Annotated in this window: 18 protein-coding genes and 1 tRNA gene; 9 read left to right on the top strand and 10 right to left on the bottom strand. The window is 55.6% G+C overall.

The window, feature by feature from the left end; all coding sequences use genetic code 11:
• Nucleotides 1-57: 57 nt before the first annotated feature.
• Nucleotides 58-1,188, bottom strand: a complete 1,131-nt coding sequence (serC, locus tag KW808_RS04530) for a phosphoserine transaminase (protein ID WP_003858322.1) — start codon at nucleotides 1,186-1,188, stop codon at nucleotides 58-60.
• 725 nt (nucleotides 1,189-1,913) lie between these two features.
• On the opposite strand from serC, the gene KW808_RS04535 reads away from it, so the two are divergent.
• Nucleotides 1,914-3,227 carry a citrate synthase gene (locus KW808_RS04535; protein ID WP_034983619.1) on the top strand — a complete coding sequence of 438 codons (1,314 nt, stop codon included), beginning with the start codon at nucleotides 1,914-1,916 and terminating at the stop codon, nucleotides 3,225-3,227.
• 124 nt (nucleotides 3,228-3,351) lie between these two features.
• On the top strand, nucleotides 3,352-3,708 hold the full coding sequence (gene fkpA / locus KW808_RS04540; protein WP_003858324.1) for an FKBP-type peptidyl-prolyl cis-trans isomerase FkpA: 357 nt from the start codon (nucleotides 3,352-3,354) through the stop codon (nucleotides 3,706-3,708).
• A 6-nt stretch (nucleotides 3,709-3,714) separates the two neighbouring features.
• Here the strand turns inward: fkpA and KW808_RS04545 are convergent, their stop codons facing one another.
• A complete protein-coding gene (locus tag KW808_RS04545) occupies nucleotides 3,715-5,169 on the bottom strand; it encodes a carboxyl transferase domain-containing protein (protein ID WP_003862368.1) in 1,455 nt (484 codons plus the stop codon).
• A gap of 613 nt (nucleotides 5,170-5,782) precedes the next feature.
• Between KW808_RS04545 and KW808_RS04550 the strand changes: the two genes are divergently transcribed.
• The 3 genes from KW808_RS04550 to KW808_RS04560 all read left to right on the top strand — a co-directional run bounded on the left by KW808_RS04550 (nucleotide 5,783) and on the right by KW808_RS04560 (nucleotide 8,620).
• Nucleotides 5,783-6,064, top strand: a complete 282-nt coding sequence (locus tag KW808_RS04550; RefSeq protein WP_003858328.1) for a DUF485 domain-containing protein — start codon at nucleotides 5,783-5,785, stop codon at nucleotides 6,062-6,064.
• 6 nt (nucleotides 6,065-6,070) lie between these two features.
• Nucleotides 6,071-7,726 carry a monocarboxylic acid transporter gene (locus tag KW808_RS04555; RefSeq protein ID WP_003862371.1) on the top strand — a complete coding sequence of 552 codons (1,656 nt, stop codon included), beginning with the start codon at nucleotides 6,071-6,073 and terminating at the stop codon, nucleotides 7,724-7,726.
• Nucleotides 7,727-7,843: 117 nt separating this feature from the next.
• Complete coding sequence (locus KW808_RS04560; protein WP_003862372.1) at nucleotides 7,844-8,620, top strand: hypothetical protein; 777 nt, start codon at nucleotides 7,844-7,846, stop codon at nucleotides 8,618-8,620.
• 1 nt (nucleotide 8,621) lies between these two features.
• Here the strand turns inward: KW808_RS04560 and KW808_RS04565 are convergent, their stop codons facing one another.
• On the bottom strand, nucleotides 8,622-9,464 hold the full coding sequence (locus KW808_RS04565) for a DUF1906 domain-containing protein (RefSeq protein WP_034983621.1): 843 nt from the start codon (nucleotides 9,462-9,464) through the stop codon (nucleotides 8,622-8,624).
• Nucleotides 9,465-9,747: 283 nt separating this feature from the next.
• On the opposite strand from KW808_RS04565, the gene KW808_RS04570 reads away from it, so the two are divergent.
• From KW808_RS04570 to KW808_RS04580, 3 genes are all read left to right on the top strand, one after another.
• Nucleotides 9,748-18,657 carry a type I polyketide synthase gene (locus KW808_RS04570; RefSeq protein ID WP_003862376.1) on the top strand — a complete coding sequence of 2,970 codons (8,910 nt, stop codon included), beginning with the start codon at nucleotides 9,748-9,750 and terminating at the stop codon, nucleotides 18,655-18,657.
• Nucleotides 18,658-18,778: 121 nt separating this feature from the next.
• Nucleotides 18,779-19,270 (top strand): septum formation family protein, encoded by a 492-nt coding sequence (locus tag KW808_RS04575; RefSeq protein WP_003862378.1) that lies wholly within the window; start codon nucleotides 18,779-18,781, stop codon nucleotides 19,268-19,270.
• 17 nt (nucleotides 19,271-19,287) lie between these two features.
• The gene (locus tag KW808_RS04580; RefSeq protein WP_046552180.1) at nucleotides 19,288-19,674 is read left to right on the top strand and encodes a hypothetical protein; all 387 of its coding nucleotides are present in this window, start codon (nucleotides 19,288-19,290) and stop codon (nucleotides 19,672-19,674) included.
• Here the strand turns inward: KW808_RS04580 and KW808_RS04585 are convergent.
• The 3 genes from KW808_RS04585 to KW808_RS04595 form a co-directional block, all read right to left on the bottom strand.
• The gene (locus KW808_RS04585; protein WP_003862382.1) at nucleotides 19,671-20,720 is read right to left on the bottom strand and encodes an alpha/beta fold hydrolase; all 1,050 of its coding nucleotides are present in this window, start codon (nucleotides 20,718-20,720) and stop codon (nucleotides 19,671-19,673) included. The genes KW808_RS04580 and KW808_RS04585 overlap by 4 nt on opposite strands.
• Nucleotides 20,721-20,793: 73 nt before the next feature.
• Nucleotides 20,794-21,222 (bottom strand): hypothetical protein, encoded by a 429-nt coding sequence (locus KW808_RS04590; RefSeq protein WP_003862384.1) that lies wholly within the window; start codon nucleotides 21,220-21,222, stop codon nucleotides 20,794-20,796.
• Nucleotides 21,223-21,307: 85 nt separating this feature from the next.
• A tRNA-Arg gene (locus KW808_RS04595) sits at nucleotides 21,308-21,380 on the bottom strand.
• Between the two features lie 120 nt (nucleotides 21,381-21,500).
• Here KW808_RS04595 and KW808_RS04600 point away from each other — a divergent pair.
• Nucleotides 21,501-21,770, top strand: coding sequence for a cg0963 family protein (locus tag KW808_RS04600; RefSeq protein WP_003862386.1), 270 nt, complete (start codon nucleotides 21,501-21,503; stop codon nucleotides 21,768-21,770).
• Nucleotides 21,771-21,802: 32 nt separating this feature from the next.
• Here the strand turns inward: KW808_RS04600 and KW808_RS04605 are convergent, their stop codons facing one another.
• The 4 genes from KW808_RS04605 to KW808_RS04620 are packed head-to-tail and all read right to left on the bottom strand — an operon-like array spanning nucleotide 21,803 to nucleotide 24,087.
• Entirely contained in the window at nucleotides 21,803-22,042 is a 240-nt protein-coding gene (locus tag KW808_RS04605; protein WP_003858351.1) for a mycoredoxin, read from the bottom strand.
• Between the two features lie 12 nt (nucleotides 22,043-22,054).
• Nucleotides 22,055-22,513, bottom strand: coding sequence for a dihydrofolate reductase (locus KW808_RS04610; RefSeq protein WP_003862388.1), 459 nt, complete (start codon nucleotides 22,511-22,513; stop codon nucleotides 22,055-22,057).
• Nucleotides 22,510-23,310 (bottom strand): thymidylate synthase, encoded by an 801-nt coding sequence (locus KW808_RS04615; protein ID WP_003862391.1) that lies wholly within the window; start codon nucleotides 23,308-23,310, stop codon nucleotides 22,510-22,512. Before KW808_RS04615 ends, KW808_RS04610 begins: the two co-directional genes overlap by 4 nt.
• 18 nt (nucleotides 23,311-23,328) lie before the next feature.
• A complete protein-coding gene (locus KW808_RS04620; RefSeq protein ID WP_003862394.1) occupies nucleotides 23,329-24,087 on the bottom strand; it encodes a 3'(2'),5'-bisphosphate nucleotidase CysQ in 759 nt (252 codons plus the stop codon).
• Nucleotides 24,088-24,098: the final 11 nt, after the last annotated feature.

Consider the following 24,098-nt stretch of genomic DNA (forward strand, 5'->3'; position numbering starts at 1 on the left):
ACTAAAAAACACCCCGTACTGGTGTAACTGTACGGGGTGTTTTTCAAAGTGGGGGTATTACTTCTTTGCAAAACCGCCATCGAGGATGAAGTCGATTGCTCCGGTGAGCTTTTCCACATCGGTGGAATCGATCGCTGGGAACATACCGATGCGCAGCTGGTTGCGTCCCAGCTTGCGGTAAGGCTCGGTGTCCAGGATGCCGTTTGCGCGCAGTATCTTAGCGATCACTGCTGCGTCGATGGAGTCATCGAAGTCGATGGTGCCGACAACGAGGGAGCGCTTAGCTGCATCTGCCACGTATGGGGATGCCTCCTCGCGAGCCTCAGCCCAGTTGTACAGGGCGGAGGAGCTTGCTGTGGTGCGAGCAACCATTCCATCCAGGCCGCCGTTGGAGTTCATCCACTTGACCTGGTTGTCCAGCATCAGCAAGGTAGCAACAGCTGGGGTGTTGTAGGTCTGGTTCTTCAGGGAGTTATCCACTGCGGTCTGCAGGTTGAGGAACTCAGGGATGAAGCGATCGGAAGCGTTGATCTTCTCGATGCGCTCGAGAGCTGCTGGGCTCATCGCTGCAAGCCACAGGCCACCGTCGGATGCGAAGCACTTCTGTGGGGAGAAGTAGTAAACATCGGAGTTCTTGATGTCTACTGGCAGTCCACCAGCGCCGGAGGTTGCGTCAATGGCAACCAGGGAGCCTTCAGAGCCTTCGGGGCGAAGAACTGGAACCATGGCGCCAGTGGAGGTTTCGTTGTGTGCCCATGCAATAACATCGGCGCCTTCGAATGCCTGTGGGGCCGGAGCGTCACCGGTTTCTGCGGTGACGATCTCTGGCTCGTCGAGCCAAGGAGCAAGCTTAGAAGCCTTTGCAAACTTGGAGGAGAACTCACCGAAAGAAAGGTGACCGGACTTCTTTTCAATGAGTCCGAAGGTTGCTGCATCCCAGAATGCGGTCGCACCACCTAGGGAAAGGATGATCTCGTAGCCTTCTGGAAGGGAGAAGAGGTCGGAGAGTCCCTCGCGGATTGAACCCACGACGTTTTTTACTGCCGGCTGACGGTGTGAGGTACCGATGACGGATGCGGATCCGTCGACAATAGCCTGAATCTGTTCTGGTCGAACCTTGGAAGGTCCGCAGCCGAAACGGCCGTCGCCAGGGATGAACTCAGAGGGCAGGGTGGGGAAGTCGGTCATGTCTTCGGGCAACTTTCTGCGCTTGGAAGTAAAAGGGCCAGGGATCGTTAACGATCTGACCCAACAACTATAACCCTGAAGCTGTCAGTTCCTAGCACCCTAGATTCTTCACGCAGTCTCCCAAACGATGAAAAACGCCCAAAACTGGCGACACCGAACTATTGAAAACGCGGGGGTTAGTTGACCAGCCACCAATTTGGGGGTAGTTCAAAGTTTTGCAAAGTTTTCAATTTCTAGGTTGTTAATATCCCCTGAGGTTGCGTTATAGGGTGGCGAATTGCATGGGGAAAGCTACTTGGCACCCATCCTTGTCGTGTGCATCACAAACTTTGCTAAACTGTGTACCAGTCCACTTATTGTGGGATTTTTAATGCCTTAAAGGCCAGCATTTTCACCCTCTAGCGGGGTTGAATGCTGGCCTTGAGGGTGCAGAACTAAATAGCAGCACATCGGCACAATTGATCTGAGTTCTATTGGCGTGACCGTGGCTACTGATTACGGTGGCTGTGGGTGGTCGGGAATGATGTAACCAACGTGATTGTGGGGGAATTGGCTCTCACTTCGGATATGGCTAAACCGCATTTATCGGTATAGCGTGTTAACCGGACCAGATTGGGAAAGAAATGTGTCGAGTAACAAAAACTGACATGCGCTTGGCGCATCCCAGTTGGTAAGAATAAACGGGACTACTTCCGCAATCCGGAAGAGTTTTTTTCCGAACAAATATGTTTGAAAGGGATATCGTGGCTACTGATAACAACAAGGCTGTCCTGCACTACCCCGGTGGCGAGTTCGAAATGGACATCATCGAGGCTTCTGAGGGTAACAACGGTGTTGTCCTGGGCAAGATGCTGTCTGAGACTGGACTGATCACTTTTGACCCAGGTTATGTGAGCACTGGCTCCACCGAGTCGAAGATCACCTACATCGATGGCGATGCGGGAATCCTGCGTTACCGCGGCTATGACATCGCTGATCTGGCTGAGAATGCCACCTTCAACGAGGTTTCTTACCTACTTATCAACGGTGAGCTACCAACCCCAGATGAGCTTCACAAGTTTAACGACGAGATTCGCCACCACACCCTTCTGGACGAGGACTTCAAGTCCCAGTTCAACGTGTTCCCACGCGACGCTCACCCAATGGCAACCTTGGCTTCCTCGGTTAACATTTTGTCTACCTACTACCAGGATCAGCTGAACCCACTCGATGAGGCACAGCTTGATAAGGCAACCGTTCGCCTCATGGCAAAGGTTCCAATGCTGGCTGCGTACGCACACCGCGCACGCAAGGGTGCTCCTTACATGTACCCAGACAACTCCCTCAACGCGCGTGAGAACTTCCTGCGCATGATGTTCGGTTACCCAACTGAGCCATACGAGATCGACCCAATCATGGTCAAGGCTCTGGACAAGCTGCTCATCCTGCACGCTGACCACGAGCAGAACTGCTCCACCTCCACCGTTCGTATGATCGGTTCCGCACAGGCCAACATGTTTGTCTCCATCGCTGGTGGCATCAACGCTCTGTCCGGCCCACTGCACGGTGGCGCAAACCAGGCTGTTCTGGAGATGCTCGAAGACATCAAGAACAACCACGGTGGCGACGCAACCGCGTTCATGAACAAGGTCAAGAACAAGGAAGACGGCGTCCGCCTCATGGGCTTCGGACACCGCGTTTACAAGAATTACGATCCACGTGCAGCAATCGTCAAGGAGACCGCACACGAGATCCTCGAGCACCTCGGTGGCGACGATCTTCTGGATCTGGCAATCAAGCTGGAAGAAATTGCACTGGCTGATGATTACTTCATCTCCCGCAAGCTCTACCCGAACGTAGACTTCTACACCGGCCTGATCTACCGCGCAATGGGCTTCCCAACTGACTTCTTCACCGTATTGTTCGCAATCGGTCGTCTGCCAGGATGGATCGCTCACTACCGCGAGCAGCTCGGTGCAGCAGGCAACAAGATCAACCGCCCACGCCAGGTCTACACCGGCAACGAATCCCGCAAGTTGGTTCCTCGCGAGGAGCGCTAAATTTAGCGGATGATTCTCGTTCAACTTCGGCCGAAGCCACTTCGTCTGTCATAATGACAGGGATGGTTTCGGCCGTTTTTGCATGAAACCAAAAAATACGATTTTCAAGGAGCATGTACAGCACATGGAAAAGCCACAGATTGAGCTACCGGTCGGTCCAGCACCGGAAGATCTCGTAATCTCTGACATCATCGTTGGCGAAGGCGCAGAAGCTCGCCCAGGCGGAGAAGTTGAGGTCCACTACGTGGGCGTTGACTTTGAAACCGGCGAGGAGTTTGACTCTTCCTGGGATCGTGGACAGACCAGCCAGTTCCCACTCAACGGCCTCATTGCAGGTTGGCAAGAGGGAATTCCAGGCATGAAGGTCGGCGGACGTCGTCAGCTGACCATTCCACCAGAGGCTGCTTACGGCCCTGAGGGTTCCGGCCACCCACTGTCTGGCCGTACCCTGGTGTTCATCATCGATTTGATCAGCGCATAATTTTCTTTACTGCGCTAAACGCTCAAATCGTGTGAAGCGACTGTCGCGTCCCGCCCTCTCCGGATTGTTATCCAATTCGGAGAGGGCGTTGCTGATTGTGCCGAGAATTTCTTCAACAAAGTGCTCGGTTTCGGCGACGATCCCGTCGATAAGCCCTTGGCTTAAAAGTGCGTGCGCCTGCACGCCTTGTCGCTCCATGATTTCCGTGGCGTGGTTGGTGTCGCGGAAGAGGATGGCCGAGGCGCCCTCTGGTGGCAATGCGGACAGCCACGCGTTTTCGGCCGCGTAGACCAGATCGGCGGGAAGCATGGCCAGCGCGCCACCGCCAACGCCCTGACCAATAATGACCGAAACGGTGGGGAGGGGAGCGTCGATAAGCTTGGACAAGGTGCGCGCAATCGAGCTTGCGATGCCGAGCTCCTCAGCCGCCTGTGACAATTCGGCGCCGGAGGTGTCGATGATGGACACGATCGGCAGGTTCAGCTCGCGCGCCAACGAAATGCCACGGCGCGCAAAACGCAGCTCCTGCGGCCCAAGAGTGAAGCGCCGATCCTGCCCAATCAGCACCACAGGCCGGCCCTCGATGCGCGCCAAGGCAACGCGCACAGCCGGGCTCAACGCGCCAGCACGCGCACCAGATAGCTTGACGACGTCTGCCCCCAACGTTTCCATAATCTCCCCGATTCCAGGCCTGTGCGGGTCACGAGAACGCGCAATCGCCTCCATCACAGGAAGCGCTGCGCCAGGAGTTGTTGGAGAAAAACGATCGGTTGCCTCTGCAGGCTGAATAATCTTGAGCGTTTTTGCCACCGCTGCACGCAATTGGAGCGGCGACACAATGCCATCAATCACACCAGTTTTCACCAAATTCTCCGCCTGCTGCACACCATCTGGAAGCGCACGCCCGGTAGTCAACTCCACCACGCGAGGGCCCAGGAAACCGATCTGCGCGCCGGGTTCCGCAAAAGTGAGATGCCCAGATGAACCCCACGAGGCCATGGCGCCACCCATCGTGGGATTGCGCAAATACACCAGGAACGGCAAATGTGCTTCGCGGTGGCGTTGCACAGCCGCGGTTATAGACACCATCATGACAAAGGCTCGATTGTCTTCCTGCATGCGCGCACCACCGGAAGCAGGGGAGACCAGCAGTGGGAGTTTCAGCTCTGTGGCGCGGTGAATCGCCTTCATGATGCGCACCGACGCGACCGTGCCCAAAGAACCGCCGAGGAAGGAAAAATCGGACAAAATAACGGCTACCGGAATGCCGTCCACGGTGCCTTCTCCAGTAATCACCGATTCATCGCATTCGGCCTTGCTTCGAGCCCGCTCCAAGGTCTCTGCATAGCCTTGATTGAGGTTGTCATATTGGGGAGTTTCATCCCAAGAAATGAAGCTGTCAGGGTCCAAAACCGAGTCTATGAGCGTCAATGCTGAAGTGTGTTCCATGCCCCACACCATAGTCGGAAAACGCTTCTCCACGGCTGGAAAAATGGCTTTGTTAATTAATGTGAATGTCTCTGCATACCTATTTAGAAGCGGAAGATCTAGGTCCAATTCAGGCTATCGATTGCGCAAAACTGACGGATTATGCGTTTCATCCCACAAAACTATTTTTTCCTAAACGACCCGAACATAGCCTAAAACCAGACAGAATGGTGATATGTGAAGCCCGTTAACTATTGCACTGTTGTGTTTGCAATCTTTGCAAAAGGGGTATTTCGGGGCAAAGAGGGGGTAGATCGGGAACTTTTATAAATGCAGGTAAAACACTACTTTTAAGTTCAATTTAAGGTATTGGGGGGAGTGAGTTTTCCAAATCGCTATCGCATTGCAATGTGAGTTAGGTAACTTCACATTCACACGTTTAGCTGTGATCGACAACATACTTCGCGGTCGTCGGCCAGATGTGGTGAGAAACATATAAGTTGCTTTATTTTAAAGCCGGCATTGCTTAAAGAGTGGCCGATCACCGACTCCCGCTCGAGGGATATGAAAGCGAGATAAGTTTCCAGTGAATGCAGAACAAATCACCCAGGGGCGTCGCCAGCCGACGGCTCAAGAGTTTCGGGACATGCAGGCGAGCCCAGAATTTGGAGAGCTCCGCAGCAAGTTCCGTTCCTTTGCTTTCCCAATGACCGTTGCCTTCTTCTTGTGGTACGTCGTCTACGTTTTGGTTGCATCCTTTGCGTCAGAGTGGATGGCAACCCCAGTTTTCGGCGCAATCAACATCGGCCTAATCTTCGGCTTCCTTCAGTTCGTAACCACATTCATCATTACTTACATCTACGTCATGTTTGCGAACAAGAACTTGGAGCCTCGTCAGGCTGCTATTCGCCAGAAGATGGAAGGTTAATCAGATATGAATTCCACTATTCTCCTTGCACAAGACGCTGTTTCTGAGGGCGTCGGTAATCCGATTCTTAACATCAGTGTCTTTGTCGTCTTCATTATTGTGACGATGACCGTGGTGCTTCGCGTGGGCAAGAGCACCAGCGAATCCACTGACTTCTACACCGGTGGTGCTTCCTTCTCTGGAACCCAGAACGGTTTGGCTATCGCAGGCGACTACCTGTCTGCAGCGTCCTTCCTCGGTATCGTTGGTGCAATTTCACTCAACGGTTACGACGGATTCCTTTACTCCATCGGCTTCTTCGTCGCATGGCTTGTTGCACTGCTGCTCGTGGCAGAGCCACTTCGTAACGTGGGTCGCTTCACCATGGCTGACGTGCTGTCCTTCCGCCTGCGTCAGAAACCAGTCCGCGTCGCTGCGGCCTGCGGTACCCTCGCAGTTACCCTCTTTTACTTGATCGCTCAGATGGCTGGTGCAGGTTCCCTTGTGTCCGTTCTGCTGAACATCCACGAGTTCAAGTGGCAGGCAGTTGTTGTCGGTATCGTTGGCATTGTCATGATCGCCTACGTTCTTCTTGGCGGCATGAAGGGCACCACCTACGTTCAGATGATTAAGGCAGTTCTGCTGGTCGGTGGCGTTGCCATTATGACCGTGCTGACCTTCGTCAAGGTGTCCGGCGGCTTAACCACCCTGCTGAACAAGGCTGTTGACACTCACGCAGCATCTGAATACGCGACTACCAAGGGTTACGATCCAACCCAGATCCTGGAGCCTGGCCTTCAGTACGGTGCAACTCTGACCACTCAGCTGGACTTCATCTCCTTGGCTCTCGCTCTGTGTCTTGGAACCGCTGGTCTGCCACACGTTCTGATGCGCTTCTACACCGTTCCTACCGCCAAGGAAGCACGTAAGTCTGTGACCTGGGCTATCATCCTCATTGGTGCGTTCTACCTGATGACCCTGGTCCTTGGTTACGGCGCTGCGGCACTGGTCGGTCCAGACCGCGTCATTGCAGCACCAGGTGCTGCTAATGCTGCTGCTCCTCTGCTGGCCTTCGAGCTTGGTGGTTCCATCTTCATGGCGCTGATTTCCGCAGTTGCGTTCGCTACCGTTCTCGCCGTGGTCGCAGGTCTTGCAATTACCGCATCCGCTGCTGTTGGTCACGACATCTACAACGCTGTTATCCGCAACGGTCAGTCCACCGAAGCGGAGCAGGTCCGAGTATCCCGCATCACCGTTGTCGTCATTGGCCTGATTTCCATTGTCCTGGGAATTCTTGCAATGACCCAGAACGTTGCGTTCCTCGTGGCCCTGGCCTTCGCAGTTGCAGCATCCGCTAACCTGCCAACCATCCTGTACTCCCTGTACTGGAAGAAGTTCAACACCACCGGCGCTGTGGCCGCTATCTACACCGGTCTCATCTCCGCGCTGCTGCTGATCTTCCTGTCCCCAGCAGTCTCCGGTAATGACAGCGCAATGGTTCCAGGCGCAGACTGGGCAATCTTCCCACTGAAGAACCCAGGCCTCGTCTCCATCCCACTGGCATTCATCGCTGGTTGGATCGGCACTTTGGTTGGTAAGCCAGACAACATGGATGATCTTGCTGCCGAAATGGAAGTTCGTTCCCTCACCGGTGTCGGTGTTGAAAAGGCTGTTGATCACTAAATCTAGTTTCTGAAGTTATTTAAACCGCCCACTCTCCAGTCGGAGGATGGGCGGTTTTCGCATGCAGTACTATTAGTGGACGTGTCAAGAACTTCTAAGGTTCACCCGGGGTGGCGGGTGTCTACTGTCCTTTTAGCAGGAGTAGTTATTATTGGCGGAATTTTTACTCTCCCTCAGAAGGAGGAAGTAAAGGTTTCCGAATTGCAGCCACAGGCCAGCGCTGCATCCATGCCGTCTTCATCTTCCGCAGCTGCGAAAGCAGTGGAAGAAAGCCCTCTAACGCAGTTTGTGGAAAACTCGACAGGCTCCCAAATTACGTACATGAGCCTGAAAGACGATTTCCATACTGGCACGTCTACGGAACGTTTTGCGCGCCCAGCGTTAAGTTTGGCTAAGCTCTACATCGCTGAATATGTGCTCGAGCACGGCACGAACAATGAGAAGTCTTTGGCGATGGAAATGATCAAAGATTCCTCCGACGTATCCGCCGAAATCTTGTATGAGGCGTACCCAGAATCAATTGAGGAGATTGCGGATCAATACGGATTGCTCTCCACAAGGGGAGACGCGCACTGGGGATACTCGGTGACATCCACTTACGATTTGGTGAAATTTGTCAGCGCTCTCATTATCGATGATCCAGATTCACCGATCCTTGAAGCGATGCGTAATGCCAGCGCAGTCGCGGCTGACGGTTATCCGCAAGACTGGGGGACAGCGGTGCTTGATGAGGCAGAAGGATCCAAATGGGGATGGTCTGATGATCTCATGCTGCACTCCTCTGTGACCTTTGGCGAAGACTATGTTGTGGCAGCTGCTGTGACTGGATCAAAAGAAGACCTCACCCAATTGGTGGAAAACCAATTGGGTGAGGTTGTGAGTCAGCACGGCTAGTTTAGCTAGATAGGGTGCCAAGAATCTTGATTACTTGGTTGATGGTGTCAGCATCAATTCCAGTACCTGTTCCCGTGTTGGAGTTTCCAGGAATGGTGGGGATGGCATCGTCAACCGCGTTGCCTGGGGTCCACTGACCCCAGTCGTCTGCATAGACATTGTTCATGTCGATGCCGACTCCGTCGAGGGTGTCCTTATCAATGCGGATCTGGTGGATGGTGGTGCGTGGGTGGATCTTTCCTTCTGATCCCCAGTTGTGCATCCAGAAGAATTCTCCAAGGCCGTCGGCGATAGCCCAATCAATGACGTTGTAGTTGCCGTAGACACCTAACTGGTAGCCGGCAGCGGACAGCGCAACATTGAATGCCTGGAGGTAGGGGCGAATCTGATTGGTGTATTCAGACCGGCTTGGGTTGTCGTCGATCGCCACGTAGATGGGGCGATTTTTAGGGCCACCAGCTGCCACGTGAAGCGCAATTGCCTGTGGAGCATGGGTTGCCGCTCCTGCGGCGCCGTTCTTCCAATCGGCGGTCTCTTCCTTTCCGTATTGATAGACGGATGCGGTTTTGAGGCCGTTTTGTTCAAAAGTTCGGGTTTCTGCCAGTGTGACTGGCTTGCCGATCATCCAGGATTCAGCGTCGGGGCGTCGCTTTGACACGTAACGGACAGCTCCAAGGTGCCCTGCATTTTTAATGGATGCTGCGCTGGGGACGCCTGCTGCGTAGTCGATGACGGTGCCCTTGATTGCTCCAAGGGCGTTGGCCTTTGGCATAAACATGCTGGCAGCGCCGATAGTGGCAAGTCCTGCGGTGGCTTTTAAGAAGCCTCGGCGGTTTATTTGCATGTCCAAAAGTTCTCCCAAAAATAAGTATTAATCCCACCAGTAACAGTGGTTAACAATAACAACACTCATTTAAAAGGGCTAGGGGTGGGATTTTTCGACCTGTAACGACACCATTATCTTGTGATGTTGCTCACGGTGAAAGGTTTGTTTCCTGCAAAAACAAGAAATTGCCAGAAAAACATGAGGGTTTAGTCATCTATTTCGGCTACGCTCACGTAACCTACGCATTCGTAAGTGGTCATGGGTCCAAGAAGCCCATTCCAAGACTTAGGAGCTTTATTTCGTGAGTATTTCTTCACTGACACCGCTGCACTCTTTCAAAGAGCCAGCAATTCTGTACGCCGGTCAGGCTTCTGCCTGGCAGCAGGTGATCGCTGATTCCAGCGAAGACCACATCACCGCAACGCACCTGCGCGAGCTCCTGTCTCGCTCCCGTGCAAAGACTGCACCTTTCGCTCGCCAAATCACCGCCATCGTGCCTGGCTCACTTGCTCGTCTTGAGGAACTGACCCGCGAAGACGCACAAATCGGTGCAGACATCGACGCACAGCCTGCCGTTTCCATTCCAGGCATTCTGCTGGGACAGATCGCTGCAACCCGTCAGCTGCGTGACCTCGGACTCGATGTCGCAGCAGCTTCCCGCCTTGGACACTCCCAGGGCATTTTGGGCGTTGAAGCAGTAGACAATGAAGAAGACGTTTTAGCTTTCGCCATCCTGCTGGGCGCAGCAGCTTCCCAGTTCGCTGGCAAGGGCGCACATATGCTCTCTGTTCGCGGCCTGTCCCGTGAGATCATCCAGGACACCATCGCTGGTGTCGATGGGGTAGAGGTCTCCCTGCGCAACGCTCGTGCACACTTTGTTGTCTCTGGTAAGCCAGAGGCACTGAAGAAGGCTGCTGCTGCTCTACAGCGCGCAGCTGATGCTTACAACGAAGACATCAACGAAAAGCGCAAGGGTGGATCCCTGGCAGAGCCTCAGTTTGACTACTTGGATGTGGCCATTCCTTTCCACCACTCCTCCATGCAGGACGCAGCCGACTTGGCTGTCGAGTGGGCAACCACCTGTGGCCTAAACGTCAACGCGCGCGCGTTGGCAGAAGCAATTCTAGTTAACCCAGCTGACTGGGTTGAGCAGATCGCAAACCTCAAGGCTGATTACGTTCTTTCCCTCGATGCAGGAGTCAGCCGTTTCACCGCTCCATTGCTAGACGGTCGCGGAATCTCTTTGGTTCCTGCGTTCTCCGCTGCAGAGCGCGACAACTTGGCTCGCCCTGGCTTCCACGTTCCTACCGCTGAGGATTGGTCCGAGTTCGCTCCAAAGCTGGTTAAGCTTCCAAACGGTGAGCACAAGGTTCTCACCGGGTTCTCCCGCCTGACTGGTTATTCCCCAATCGTCCTGGCTGGCATGACCCCAACCACCGTTGATCCTGAGATCGTTGCGGCTGCAGCGAACGCTGGACACTGGGCCGAAATGGCCGGTGGCGGACAGTACTCTGAAGAAGTTTTCACCAAGAACAAGGAAAAGCTCGTTTCCCTGCTCAAGGTTGGACGCTCCGCACAGTTCAACTCCATGTTCTTCGACCGCTACATGTGGAACCTGCAGTTCGGTGCACAGCGCATCGTTTCCAAGGCACGTGCAACCGGTACCTCCATCAACGGTGTTGTTGTCTCCGCTGGTATCCCAGAGGTTGAGGAAGCAACTGAGCTGATCAGCGATCTGAACGCTGATGGCTTCCCATACGTTGCATTCAAGCCAGGCACCGTGGATCAGATCCGCGCAACCCTGAAGATTGCTGATGCAAACCCAGAGACCAAGATCATCATCCAGATCGAGGACGGACACGCTGGTGGCCACCACTCCTGGGTAAACTTGGACGATCTGCTCCTGACCACCTACGCAGAGCTGCGTTCCCGCAAGAACGTTGTCGTCATGATCGGTGGTGGCATCGGAACCCCTGCAAAGGCTGCTTACTACCTGACCGGTGAATGGTCCACCGATTTGGGCTTCCCAGCAATGCCAGTGGACGGCATCCTCGTGGGTACCGCTGCCATGGCAACCAAGGAAGCAACCACTTCTCCTCAGGTCAAGCAGGCACTGGTCGACACCCCAGGTGTTGATCCACACGACGCTGGCGGCTGGGTTGGCCGTGGCGATGCTCGTGGTGGCGTGACCTCTGGTCTGTCACACCTGCACGCTGACATGTACGAGCTGGACAACGATTCCGCTGCAGCTTCCCGCCTGATCTCTTCCATCGATTCTGATGATTACGCAGATCACCGCGAAGAGCTCATCGAGGCTATCAACAAGACCGCTAAGCCTTTCTTCGGCGAGGTCGAAGAGATGACTTACGCAGAGTGGATCCAGCGTTGGGTTGAGCTTGCTTACCCAACTCAGGACCCAACCTGGGATGATCGTTTCCTCGATTTGGTTCACCGCATTGAAGCTCGTCTCAACGAGGCAGAGCACGGTGCCATCACCACACTGTTCCCAGACCATGCGTCTGTGGAAAATGAGGAAGAGGCCGTCGAAAAGCTTCTTGCTGCTTACCCGCAGGCCCGCGAGATCCAGGTCTCTGCGCGCGACGCCGCGTGGTTTATTGGTCTGTGCCGCAAGCACCACAAGCCTATGCCTTGGGTTCCAGCAATCGATGCTGACCTGGCACGCTGGTGGGGCCTTGACACCCTGTGGCAGTCCCAGAACGAGCGCTACGGCGCGAACTCAGTCCGCGTTATCCCAGGACCAGTCTCCGTCGCCGGCATCGACCGTGTTGACGAGCCAGTTGCAGAGCTGCTCGGCCGCTTCGAAGCTGCCTGCGTTGACGCTCTCGACGGCGAGCCAGAAGAGATCTTCGCTCGCCTCAACGAGTCCAAGAACGAGCGCGAATTCCTGCTGGCTACCCCACACATCGTGTGGCACGGCAACCTGATCGACAACCCAGCTCACGTCCTCAACGAGGGTGCTTTCGAGCTCATCGAGAAGGATGGCTACTGGGTCATCCGTATCCTGGCTGATTCCTACTTCGACGATCTGCCAGTTGAGCAGCGCCCATACCTGGTTCAGCATGTTGACATCCCAGTTGAGCTGGGCGACGCTGTTGCAACCGGTGGCTCCCCAGTTGTTTCCCGTGAGAAGCTGCCTGAGTCTGTCTTCGCACTTCTTGCTGGCGTTGCTGGTGTTGGATCTGTTTCCGCTGCTGGCGATGAGATCAAGGCACTTCCAGAGGCAGTTCAGGACGGCACCCCATTCGGCACCGTCCGCGATTCTTTCACCCTGCCTGCATCCCTGCTGACCGCACACACCGCAGTCACCGGCGCAGCGCTGGAAGCACACAACGTTGGCACCCCAGACGTCCTCATGGGCGCTTGCTGGCCAGCAATCTACGCAGCGCTTGGCACCGGTAAGCTCTCCGATGGCTATCCAGTCATCGAAGGCCTGCTCAACGCAGTCCACCTGGATCACCTTCTTGATCTGCGCATCCCACTCGAGGAGCTGGCAAACGGCCGCACCATCGACGTTGAGGCACGCACCGACTCCATCGAAGAGTCCGCATCCGGCCGTATCGTTACCGTGCGCATCGTGCTCACCACCGAAGGCGAAGTAGCAGCCAAGCTGGTTACCCGCTTCGCAATTCGTGGACGCATCACCACCAACGAAATGGCTGCACCAGCAGATTCCTACGGCGCACGCGACGAAGTTGTCGAGGCAACCCCTCGTTCCTTCATCCGCCAGGCAACTGTTTCTGCACCTGCAGACATGACCCCATTCGCCATGGTTTCTGGTGACTACAACCCAATTCACACCTCTGACAACGCTGCAAAGCTTGTTGGCCTGGACGCAGCTCTTGTCCACGGCATGTGGCTGTCCGCTACCGCACAGCACCTCGCTGGTCTTGGCTCTGAGGTCATTGGTTGGACCTACTCCATGTACGGCATGGTTCAGCTCAACGACGTTGTTGACATCACCGTCGAGCGTGTTGGCCGCGCAGGTCTGAAGCCTGCATACGAGGTCACCTGCCGCATTGATGGCAACGTTGTCTCCCGCGGACAGGCGCTGCTCAAGGCTCCTTCCACCGCTTATGTTTACCCAGGCCAGGGCATCCAGGCTAAGGGCATGGGTCAGGGCGATCGCACCGCAAGCGCAGAGGCTCGCGCGGTGTGGGAGCGTGCAGATGCACACACCCGCGCAAACTTGGGCTTCTCCATCCAGCAGGTCATTGATGAAAACCCAACTGAGCTGAAGGTTGGGGACACCACCTTCGTGCACCCAGCTGGCGTTTTGAACCTCACCCAGTTCACGCAGGTCGCGCTCGCCGTGGTTGCCTACGCTCAGACCGAGCGCCTCAAGGCTGCAAACGCAATTATCGACGACTCCCTCTACGCAGGCCACTCCCTCGGCGAGTACACCGCACTGGCATCCTTGGGCAACATCTTCGAACTCGAAGGCGTCATCGACGTTGTGTTCTCCCGCGGTTCCGCAATGCACTCCCTGGTTCCACGTGATGAGAAGGGCCGTTCCAACTACGGTCTTGCCGCATTCCGTCCGAACATGATCAACGTTGCAGCCACCGAGGTGGAGAACTGGGTTGACCGTGTCGCTGAAGAATCCGGCGAATTCCTGCAGATCGTTAACTACAACGTTGATGGCCAGCAGTACGCAGTCGCAGGTACCTTGGCTGGCCTGAAGGCCCTCAAGGCTTCTGCATCTGCAAACCCACGTGCTTACGTGAACATCCCAGGCATTGACGTACCATTCCACTCCAGCGTCCTGCGCCCAGGCGTTCCTGCTTTCGCAGAGAAGCTGGACGAGCTGCTGCCAGAGACCATCGACATCGATGCTCTTCGCGGCCGCTACATCCCGAACCTGGTTGCTCGTCCTTTCGAGCTCACCCAGAGCTTCGTGGATGCCATCCTTGCTGTTGTTCCATCCGAGCGCCTCAAGGGCATCAAGGTGGAGGACACCGACGAGAACACCCTGGCACGCCTGCTCCTCATCGAGCTTCTGTCTTGGCAGTTCGCATCCCCTGTGCGTTGGATCGAAACCCAGGCTCTGATCATCGACACCGTCGATCAGATCATCGAGGTCGGCTTGGCAGCATCGCCAACCCTGACCAACCTGGCACTGCGCACCATGGATGTCATTGGCAAGTCCCGCCCAGTATTCAACGTGGAGCGCGACCAGGACACCGTTATGCTCAACGATGTTCGCCAGGCACCAGTTGCAGAGGTTGAAGAAGAAGCAGTTGAGGAAGCACCTGCAGCAGCCGCAGCTCCAGCAGCTGAGGCACCAGTTGCTGCAGCTCCAGTAGCCGCAGCCGCACCTGCACCTGTTGGAAACGCACCTGAACTGAAGTTCAACGCTGCCAATGCCATCATGGTTCTCTTCGCTTTCCAGAACAAGATCAACATTGATCAGATCACCGCAGCGGACACCTCTGAGACCCTGACCAACGGTGTGTCCTCACGCCGTAACCAGATGCTCATGGACATGTCCACCGAGCTGTCCGTCCCAACCATCGACGGCGCAGCTGACGCTGACGTAGCTACCCTGCAGGGACGTGTTGTCACCGCAGCTCCTGGCTACAAGCCTTTCGGACCAGTTCTTTCCGAGACCGTTCGTGCACGTCTGCGCGCACTGACCGGTGCAGCAGGTCTGAAGACTTCCTACATCGGCGATCGCGTGACCGGCACCTGGGGACTTCCAGAAAGCTGGACCGCACACGTTGAGGTTGAATTGCTGTTGGGCACCCGCGAAGGCGAGTCCGTCCGCGGCGGCAACCTGGGTAGCCTGCCAGCTAACGCATCCAGCAAGGCCGATGTCGATGCGCTTATCGACGGTGCCGTGCAGAATGTTGCTGCAGCCAACGGCACCAGCGTCTCCATGTCCTCCGGCGGTGCAGCTTCAGGTGGCGGAGTTGTTGATTCCGCAGCACTTGATGCCTACGCATCCACCGTCACTGGTGAAGAAGGCGTCCTGGCAAATGTTGCTCGCGGCATTCTTACTCAGCTTGGTCTAGACACCAAGGACGAGGTTGAAGGCGCAGAGATCGACACCGAACTCTACGACGCTGTCGAAGCAGAACTGGGCACCGGCTGGCTGAAGCTTGTCACCCCAGTGTTCTCCGCTGATCGTGCGATCTTGTTCGACGACCGTTGGGCATCTGCACGTGAAGATCTGGCACGCCTTGCCAACGGCGAGGATATTGCCGTCGAGCGCTTTGCTGGAACGGGGGAGACCGTCGTCAAGCAAGCTGCATGGTGGGCTGAGCACGTTGAAGACACCGCTCTCGCTGCAACCCTGAAGCAGGTTTCCGAGGTGGCTGCGAAGCCAGCTAACGAGCCACACATCGACGATGTTGCGCTGGTTACCGGTGCGGCTCCTGAGTCGATCGCCGGTGCAGTTGCGGCTCGCCTGCTGTCCCAGGGCGCGACCGTCATTCTCACCGCATCGAACGTCTCCCAGGCGCGTAAGGAATACGCACGCAAGCTCTACGCTGCGAACGCAACCCCTAACGCAAAGCTGTGGATTGTTCCTGCGAACATGTCCTCCTACCGCGATGTTGATGCAGTCATCGACTGGATCGGCAACGAGCAGCGCGTCACCGTCGGCAGCACCGTCACCGTGACCAAGCCAGCTCTGACCCCAACCCTTGCGTACCCATTCGCAGCTCCATCCGTATCCGGTACCTTGGCGGATGCAGGCCCACAGGCTGAAAACCAGGCACGCCTGCTCCTCTGGTCCGTGGAGCGCACCATCGCAGGACTTGCAGATCTTGCATCCCGCGGTGTCGATGGACGCGTCCACGTTGTACTCCCAGGTTCCCCGAACCGCGGAATGTTCGGTGGCGACGGCGCTTACGGCGAAGTCAAGGCTGCTTTCGACGCCATCCTTGCCAAGTGGGGCTCCGAGACCGGCTGGCCACAGTTTGTCTCCCTCGCACAGGCACGCATCGGCTGGGTCGCAGGCACCGGCCTCATGGGTCGCAACGACGTGCTCATCCCTGCCGCTGAAAAGCTGGGCATCCACGTCTACACCCCTGAAGAGATCTCTTCCGAACTGCTGGGTCTTGCATCCGCAGAATCCCGCGAAAAGGCTCTGGAAGCACCGATCGATTACGACCTGACCGGTGGACTTTCCGGTGGAGTATCCATCGCAGCACTGGCAGCATCCCTCGAGTCCGATGCAGCAGAGACCACCTCTGCAGCAGAAGACACCATCAAGGCGCTTCCATCACCTAAGCACCCAGAGCAGCCAGTGGGAACGCCAGTTGGAGAGGTCAAGACCGATCTCGAAGACATGGTTGTCATGGTTGGCGTTGGCGAAGTCTCCTCATGGGGCTCCGGACGTACCCGCTTCGAAGCTGAGTACGGCATCCAGCGCGACGGCTCCGTCGACCTCACCGCAGCAGGCGTCCTTGAGCTTGCATGGATGATGGGTCTGATCTCCTGGAGCGAGGATCCAAAGCCAGCCTGGTACGACGCTGACGGCACCGAAGTGCCTGAAGAAGAGATCTACGAGCGCTTCCGCGACGAAGTCATCGCACGATGCGGTGTCCGTGAGCTTGTCGACGACGCATTCCTCGTCGACGGCGGCTCCCTCGACGCAGCTGAAGTCTTCCTCGACCGCGACATCTCCTTCTCCGTAACCTCTGCTGAAGAAGCACAGGCCTACGTCGATGCAGATGCTTCCGTGACCGTTGAAGAAGCAGACGGCGAATGGATCGTGACCAAGAAGAAGGGCTCCACCTCCTTCGTGCCACGCAAGGCAACCCTGACCCGCTCCGTAGCAGGCCAGCTGCCAACCGACTTCGACCCTGCCAAGTGGGGTATCCCAGCCTCCATGATCGATGCACTCGACAACATCGCAGCGTGGAACCTGGTCACTGCAGTCGACGCCTTCCTGTCCTCCGGCTTCAGCCCAGCAGAACTCCTGCAGTCCATCCACCCAGCTGACGTGTCCTCCACCCAGGGCACCGGTATCGGTGGCATGCAGTCCCTGCGCAAGCTGTTCGTCAACCGCTTCCTCGGCCAGGATCGTCCATCCGACATCCTCCAGGAGACCCTGCCAAACGTTGTGGCTGCACACACCATGCAGTCCTACGTCGGTGGCTACGGCCAGATGATCCACCCAGTGGCAGCATGTGCAACCGCAGCTGTCTCCGTGGAAGAAGGCGTGGATAAGATCCGCCTCAACAAGGCAGATTTCGTTGTCGCCGGTGGTATCGATGACATCCAGGTTGAATCCCTGACCGGCTTCGGTGACATGAACGCCACCGCAGACACCCAGGCAATGCTGGACAAGGGCATCGACCCACGCTTCATCTCCCGCGCAAACGATCGCCGTCGCGCAGGCTTCCTCGAAGCAGCAGGTGGCGGTACCGTCCTCCTGGCACGTGCATCCGTTGCTGCTGAACTGGGACTGCCAGTTCTCGCAGTTGTTGCACACGCACAGTCCTACGCCGACGGTGCTCACACCTCCATCCCAGCACCAGGACTTGGCGCACTGGGTGCAGCACGTGGTGGCAAGAAGTCCGTACTTGCTCGAGAACTGAACAACTTGGGTCTGACCCCAGATGACGTTCGCGTGGTCTCGAAGCACGACACCTCCACCAACGCCAACGATCCAAACGAGTCCGAGCTGCACAACCTGCTGTGGAAGACCATTGGACGCGAAGCCGACAACCCGATGTTCGTCGTCTCCCAGAAGTCCCTTACCGGACACTCAAAGGGCGGTGCAGCACTCTTCCAGATCGGTGGACTTGTCTCCATCCTGGAAACCGGCAAGCTGCCACAGAACGCATCCCTTGACTGCGTTGACCCAGAGATGGAAGCAAAGGGCGAGAACTTCGTCTGGCTGCGCAAGCCACTGGATCTCGGCGCAGGCTCCATTAAGGCCGGCGTACTTACCTCACTGGGCTTCGGCCACGTGGCTGCAGTCGTCGTGCTGGCAACCAGCGGCATCTTCGAGCAGGCAATGCGCAACGCAGGCCTCGACGTCGAAGCATGGCGTGCACGCGCAACCCAGCGCCTGCGCACCGGTGCAAACCGCCTAGAAGCTGGCATGGTTGGCCGAGCACCATTGTTCGAGCAGGTCGACGGACGTCGCCTGCCAGAGCATGGCGCTCACCAAGCAGAGATCAACTTGCTTATCGACGCTGACGCTCGCCTCGGTGCTGACGGCATCTACCAGGGCTAAACGTTAGATAGCTAAGAAAGCTGCATTCCCTAACGGGAATGCAGCTTTTTGTGTTCCTAGTGCAAATCGAAATCTCATGTGATTTACTTAAACCCTAATTAAATCTACTATCGGAGATCTCATGAAACTTCTCAAGTTTGCTGCAGCAGGAACCTTCGCACTAGCCCTGGCTGGCTGCACACAGACTGAGTCTCTCGTAGCAACAATCGAATCTGCAACCTCTGCGGCACAGGCATCCGGAAACGACGTAGAAGGAGACCAAACCTCCGCGTTCGAACTCTCCGTTGGCGAATGCTTCAACGACACCTACGAAGAAGAAATCTCCGAAGTACCCATCGTCGACTGCGCAGAACCTCACGACAACGAGATCTACTACATCTACGACATCGAAGGCGACGACTTCCCAACCGACATCACCACCACAGGCTACGAAGGCTGCCTCCCAACATTTGAAGGCTTCGTAGGAGCTCCTTACGAAACCTCCATCTACGAGGTCTACCCAATGACCCCAACCTTTGGCTCCTGGACAAACGGCGACCGCGAGGTAGTGTGCTCCGTGTACTTGGCCACCGGTGAGCAGATGACCGGAACCGCAGCAGGAACCGCGCAGTAGATTTTGGAAAGGGAATTTTGAGCCACCAAAAATTGTTAGAAGACTTCATCACAGAAGCACGGGATATTACAGATTCCATGATTGCCAATGCGCAGCGTTACGGCATCATCGACAGTGATCCCTGGGGTGAAGAATCCTTGAACTCAGTAGCCTCGAAATTCTTTGCAGAGGAAAACTTCACCAAAGAATCCTTAGCGATATTCTTTGGTGAAGGGTTGGTTCGAGTCCACGGTGGTCAATGGAAGATCATGGCCGGTGAAAGAACCGAAAACCTCCAAATCTCACTCGTCTTCTATGTGGACTTCGGAGAAAAAGGTGGAACACTCCCATATGGGACCATCAATTATTTCTCAGATAGCCAGGATCCCACTGGGCTGAAAAGGCTCTTTGACATCAGTGTTTAGCTCTCGAACAGCTCTTTCAGATTTTTGTCGATCTGTGGGATGTAATTCTCAGAGACGTTAAAAAGCCCAAGGTGACCGGCGATGTCTTCGATCACTCGAAGCTCGCTGCCTGGGATGAGTGCTTGTTCTGCGGCACAGTCACGAACAGGAAAGAACATGTCCTCGCTGATGGGCATAACGAAGGTCTTAGCCTTCACTCGGCCAAGAGCCGCTGCCAAGTCGCCGCCGGTGTGGCGAGAGACATCGCCATGCTGCCACTTCCAAGCGTTGTTGAGCAAGGTATTAGGATCCATGGACATGAACAGCGGATCAAGGAAGTCCGCGAGCACTGACTCCTTACTTTCAAGTCCCAGGCGACGCCATGCCTCCTGCTTCCAGAACTCTGTGGAAAATCCCATGGCAGCCCAAAGATGCGATTGACGGCGAAGTCCATCAGCTACCTCTTCATGGGAGGAGTATTCGCCGCCATTGAACCCTGGATCGGCCTCAACGGTCTCATTAAGAGTCTGGGTGAAGATGAAATCATGAGGAGTGTTCTTCGCAGTGCCCGCGATCGGAGCTGCTCGATGAACTTGGTCAGGGAAGCGAACAATCCACTCATAGGTTTGCTGCGCACCCATCGAACCACCAACGACGGCAAAGAGCTCGGTAATGCCAAACTCTTGGCGCAGGAGCCGGTCCTGGGCAACGACATCATCACCAATGCGAACATTCGGGAACTTGGACATCGAGATGCTGTCATCAGCCGTGTTGGCAGGGGAGACCGACAAACCATTACCGATTTGGTTGATGGAGATGATGAAATACTTTGATGGATCCAGCGCATGATCAGTGCCGATGTACTGCTGGAACCAGGTCTGATGGGTTCCGGAGTACCACGTCGGAATGAGGATGGCGTTGGACTTGTCCTCGTTGAGCGTTCCAGCTGTAGCGTAAGCCAACCAGCAATCCTCAATCACACCCCCTTCTTCGAGTTCGAGCCGGCCAATGGAAGCGGTTTCGTATGGGCCCTGAACCTCTGCGGTGTAAAAACTATTGTCGAGCATGAAAACTCCTAACAGTATGGGGTGTAGGTCACAATATGCGACAAAGTTAATCTACACAACACTCGGGCTTCGATCAAGGGTGTACAGACTCGAGAATCCAGCCATCGTTAGCGGTGAATTCCAGCGTTGCAGCAGTGGGGAAGAGCGTGAAGTCAATCCTTGGTTCAGAGCAAAAGTCGAGGTTTGACCTGCGATATCGCACCCATTTGTATTCGCCCGTGTCACTTTTTAGGAGAAGAAAATTGGTTTGTTCGTCTGGCCACTTATCTGGCCAGGGGGTATCTCCGACGTCAAGTTCCGCCTTCGCATAGTCACTTGGCGTGTAGGGGCAAACGACTGCAAATTCGGACCATTGATCGTTGTAAATGTCGTTGAGGGAAACTTGAGCTGTAGCTGTCTCAATGGAGGTGAGATAACTGGAAAGCTCGTCGTTTGCCCCACACGCGGTGAGCGTGAGCAATGCGGCGGACAGGCCGATGGCTCTCTTCGGGCTCTGTAGCATGATCTACAGTGTACGTGAGCGTGTATTTTTGCACTTTGGAGGAAATAATGAACCCCCATTGATGCTGTTCAATGGGGGTAAATTGTGCCCTGGAGAGGAATCGAACCTCCGACACCCGCTTTAGGAGAGCGGTGCTCTATCCACTGAGCTACCAAGGCGTACCGAACTAGATTACAACACGCGGGGGTGGGAAGAAAAAGAGGGGGTTGCTTTTGCTACGACAAGCTGTTTCCACGGGTAAGGTGGGAGTTAATACTTCCCGACCTTAAGGAGCGGAAATGACCAGGTATAAGCCTTCATTTCATGATGTGCAGCGTCGTCCAATTGTGGTCAATCAGATCACTAAAGATAGTGTTCCAGTGCTGGCGGTTGATGAGATCCAAGATGATGGAACGCCTCGCCGGATTATGCTGCTCAACAAGTATGATGCCAAGCAGTTGAGTGCGGCATGTGACCGTTATTTGCAGGAGATTTTCTCCGCGACATTTGCGGGAGTTAATACGGATTTGTCTCCCGATGATATGGCCAAACTGTTTGGTGATGAATAAGAAAAAAGAGCCGAAAGGCTCTTTTTTTGCGTTTAGGCTAATGCTTCGATTTTGGCGATTACTTCCGCAGCTGGGGGATTAGTTGCGTGGGTGCCATCGGAGTAGCGCACGGTTGGGACGATGCGGTTGCCGTCGTTGACTGACTTAACCCACTCGCCGGCTTCCTCATCTTGGTCGACGTCGATGAGGTCGTACTCTTGGCCGTCGAGACCTTTGAGGAGGGATCGGCAGTAAGGGCACCAATCTGTGGCGTAAATGGTTACGTTGCTCATGTTGTTTGCTCCTTAAACCTTGATGTAGCGCTGGAACTTGTAACGATACTCGCCTGAGGTAAACCACTCGGATTCGTCATCGAGGTTGAAGTTCGCCGGGATTTCGGGTGCGTAGACGGGAGTGGAAACATCGAAGGTGGCGTCGATAAGCGTTATTTCTAAAACGTCGGCGCTGCCGACGGTGGCCTTGTAGACCTCGCCGCCGCCCATGATCCAGCCGCTTTTAGGGATTTCGGTGACCACTGTGCCGCCGGCGGACCAGTCGCCGGGCTCGCGTGAGGAGAGAATGAAGTTCTCGCGGCCGGGAAGCGGCTTGAACGGCAAAGACTCCCACGTGCGACGACCCATGATGACCGGCTGGCCCATGGTGATTTTCTTGAAGTGTTTGAGGTCTTCCGGGATGTGCCAGGGCATGTCGGTGCCGTCGCCGATGATACCGTCGCGGCCTTGTGCCCAAATCGCACCGATCATACGGCGACCTTGCCGCGGATCAATGGGTGTGGATCGTAGCCGGACACGGTGATGTCATCGAAGCTGTACTCAAACATGGACGCTGCCTTGTTGAGCTCCAAGGTGGGGTAGGGGCGAGCTTCGCGGCTCAGCTGCTCCGCGACCTGTTCCTTGTGGTTGTCATAAATGTGGCAGTCGCCGCCAGTCCAAATGAACTCGCCGACTTCCAAGCCTGCCTGCTGGGCAAACATGTGGGTGAGCAGTGCATAAGATGCGATGTTGAAAGGCACACCCAGGAACATGTCCGCAGAACGCTGGTAGAGCTGGCAAGACAGTTTGCCATCGGCGACATAGAGCTGGAAAAGCAAGTGACAAGGGGGAAGAGCCATGTTTTCAAGCTCGGAAACATTCCACGCCGAGACAATATTGCGACGTGAATCAGGGTTGTTTCGCAGAGTTTCTAAAGCACCTGAGATCTGGTCAATGTGACGACCATCAGGGGTTGGCCAAGAACGCCACTGGACACCATAAACAGGGCCCAGCTCGCCGTCCTCATCTGCCCATTCATTCCAAATGCGGATGTTGTTATCCTGCAGCCATTTGACGTTGGAATCTCCCTGAAGGAACCACAAAAGCTCACCCACAACAGAGTGGAAATGGACCTTCTTGGTGGTCAGAAGGGGAAAACCTTCATTGAGATCAAAGCGGATTTGTTGTCCGAATAAAGAAGTAGTGCCGGTGCCGGTGCGGTCGTCCTTGTGGGACCCTTCTTCAGCAATCTTCCGAAGAAGGTCTTCATAAGGCGTTGGAACAGTCATGCCGTCATCATAACAGCGTTAGTAAGTTCCATTCTCCTCGTAGAACTTCGCGCACATCTCGAGGAGTTCATCTGCAAGCTCAGGGCGACAGATCAAGATGTCTGGCATGTAGGTGTCTTTGTTGTTGTAGGTCAGCTCGGAGCCGTCGAGCCTGGAGCAGTGCAAGCCTGCTGCCTTGCAGACGCCGACTGGTGCTGCGGAATCCCACTCGTATTGGCCGCCGGCGTGGATGTAGGCGTCGTAGTCACCGAGGAGAACGTGCATTGCTTTAGCGCCTGCGGATCCAAGGGCCTTGGTTTCAAAGCCGAGCTGCTCTGCGCAAGATAGAGCAACCTTTGGTGGGCGGTTGTGGGAGATGGCGATGACCTTGGAGTAAGGGCCAGTCACGGCGCGGGCATCAGCGGAGTGGAACACCACGCCAAGGTCGGGGAGGCCAACAGCGGCGTGGGTGGGAACACCGTTTTCTACCAGTGCGATGTGTACTGCCCAGTCCTGGCGGCCGGTGGCGAATTCTTTGGTGCCGTCGAGGGGATCGATGATCCACACGCGGTCCTTGGATAGGCGGTCTGGGTTGTCGGCGGCTTCTTCAGACAGGAATCCATCGTTGGGGCGGTGCTGCTCCAACACTCGAGCAATCCAACTTTGTGCGAGTTCGTCGCCGGCATCACCGAGATTCCGACCTCTTAACACCCCAACATTGCGGACACCTTTGAGGATTTCTCCGGTGCCTTGGGCGAGACGATGGGTGAGGATCGAATCATCAATCTGAGCAGTCATGTTCTCAATTC

Origin of the sequence: [Brevibacterium] flavum (genome assembly GCF_019317305.1) — a bacterium.
In the GTDB taxonomy this organism is placed as follows: Bacteria; Actinomycetota; Actinomycetes; order Mycobacteriales; family Mycobacteriaceae; genus Corynebacterium; species Corynebacterium glutamicum.

Excerpts from the sequence above, each read along its gene's own strand:
- KW808_RS04600 (WP_003862386.1), top strand. The coding sequence starts at position 21,501 with ATGACCAGGTATAAGCCTTCATTTCATGATGTGCAGCGTCGTCCAATT.
- KW808_RS04585 (WP_003862382.1), bottom strand. The coding sequence starts at position 20,720 with ATGCTCGACAATAGTTTTTACACCGCAGAGGTTCAGGGCCCATACGAA.
- KW808_RS04565 (WP_034983621.1), bottom strand. The coding sequence starts at position 9,464 with ATGCAAATAAACCGCCGAGGCTTCTTAAAAGCCACCGCAGGACTTGCC.
- KW808_RS04615 (WP_003862391.1), bottom strand. The coding sequence starts at position 23,310 with ATGACTGTTCCAACGCCTTATGAAGACCTTCTTCGGAAGATTGCTGAA.
- serC (WP_003858322.1), bottom strand. The coding sequence starts at position 1,188 with ATGACCGACTTCCCCACCCTGCCCTCTGAGTTCATCCCTGGCGACGGC.
- KW808_RS04550 (WP_003858328.1), top strand. The coding sequence starts at position 5,783 with ATGCAGGCGAGCCCAGAATTTGGAGAGCTCCGCAGCAAGTTCCGTTCC.
- KW808_RS04610 (WP_003862388.1), bottom strand. The coding sequence starts at position 22,513 with ATGATCGGTGCGATTTGGGCACAAGGCCGCGACGGTATCATCGGCGAC.
- KW808_RS04605 (WP_003858351.1), bottom strand. The coding sequence starts at position 22,042 with ATGAGCAACGTAACCATTTACGCCACAGATTGGTGCCCTTACTGCCGA.
- KW808_RS04535 (WP_034983619.1), top strand. The coding sequence starts at position 1,914 with ATGTTTGAAAGGGATATCGTGGCTACTGATAACAACAAGGCTGTCCTG.
- KW808_RS04555 (WP_003862371.1), top strand. The coding sequence starts at position 6,071 with ATGAATTCCACTATTCTCCTTGCACAAGACGCTGTTTCTGAGGGCGTC.
- fkpA (WP_003858324.1), top strand. The coding sequence starts at position 3,352 with ATGGAAAAGCCACAGATTGAGCTACCGGTCGGTCCAGCACCGGAAGAT.
- KW808_RS04590 (WP_003862384.1), bottom strand. The coding sequence starts at position 21,222 with ATGCTACAGAGCCCGAAGAGAGCCATCGGCCTGTCCGCCGCATTGCTC.
- KW808_RS04575 (WP_003862378.1), top strand. The coding sequence starts at position 18,779 with ATGAAACTTCTCAAGTTTGCTGCAGCAGGAACCTTCGCACTAGCCCTG.
- KW808_RS04545 (WP_003862368.1), bottom strand. The coding sequence starts at position 5,169 with ATGGTGTGGGGCATGGAACACACTTCAGCATTGACGCTCATAGACTCG.
- KW808_RS04620 (WP_003862394.1), bottom strand. The coding sequence starts at position 24,087 with ATGACTGCTCAGATTGATGATTCGATCCTCACCCATCGTCTCGCCCAA.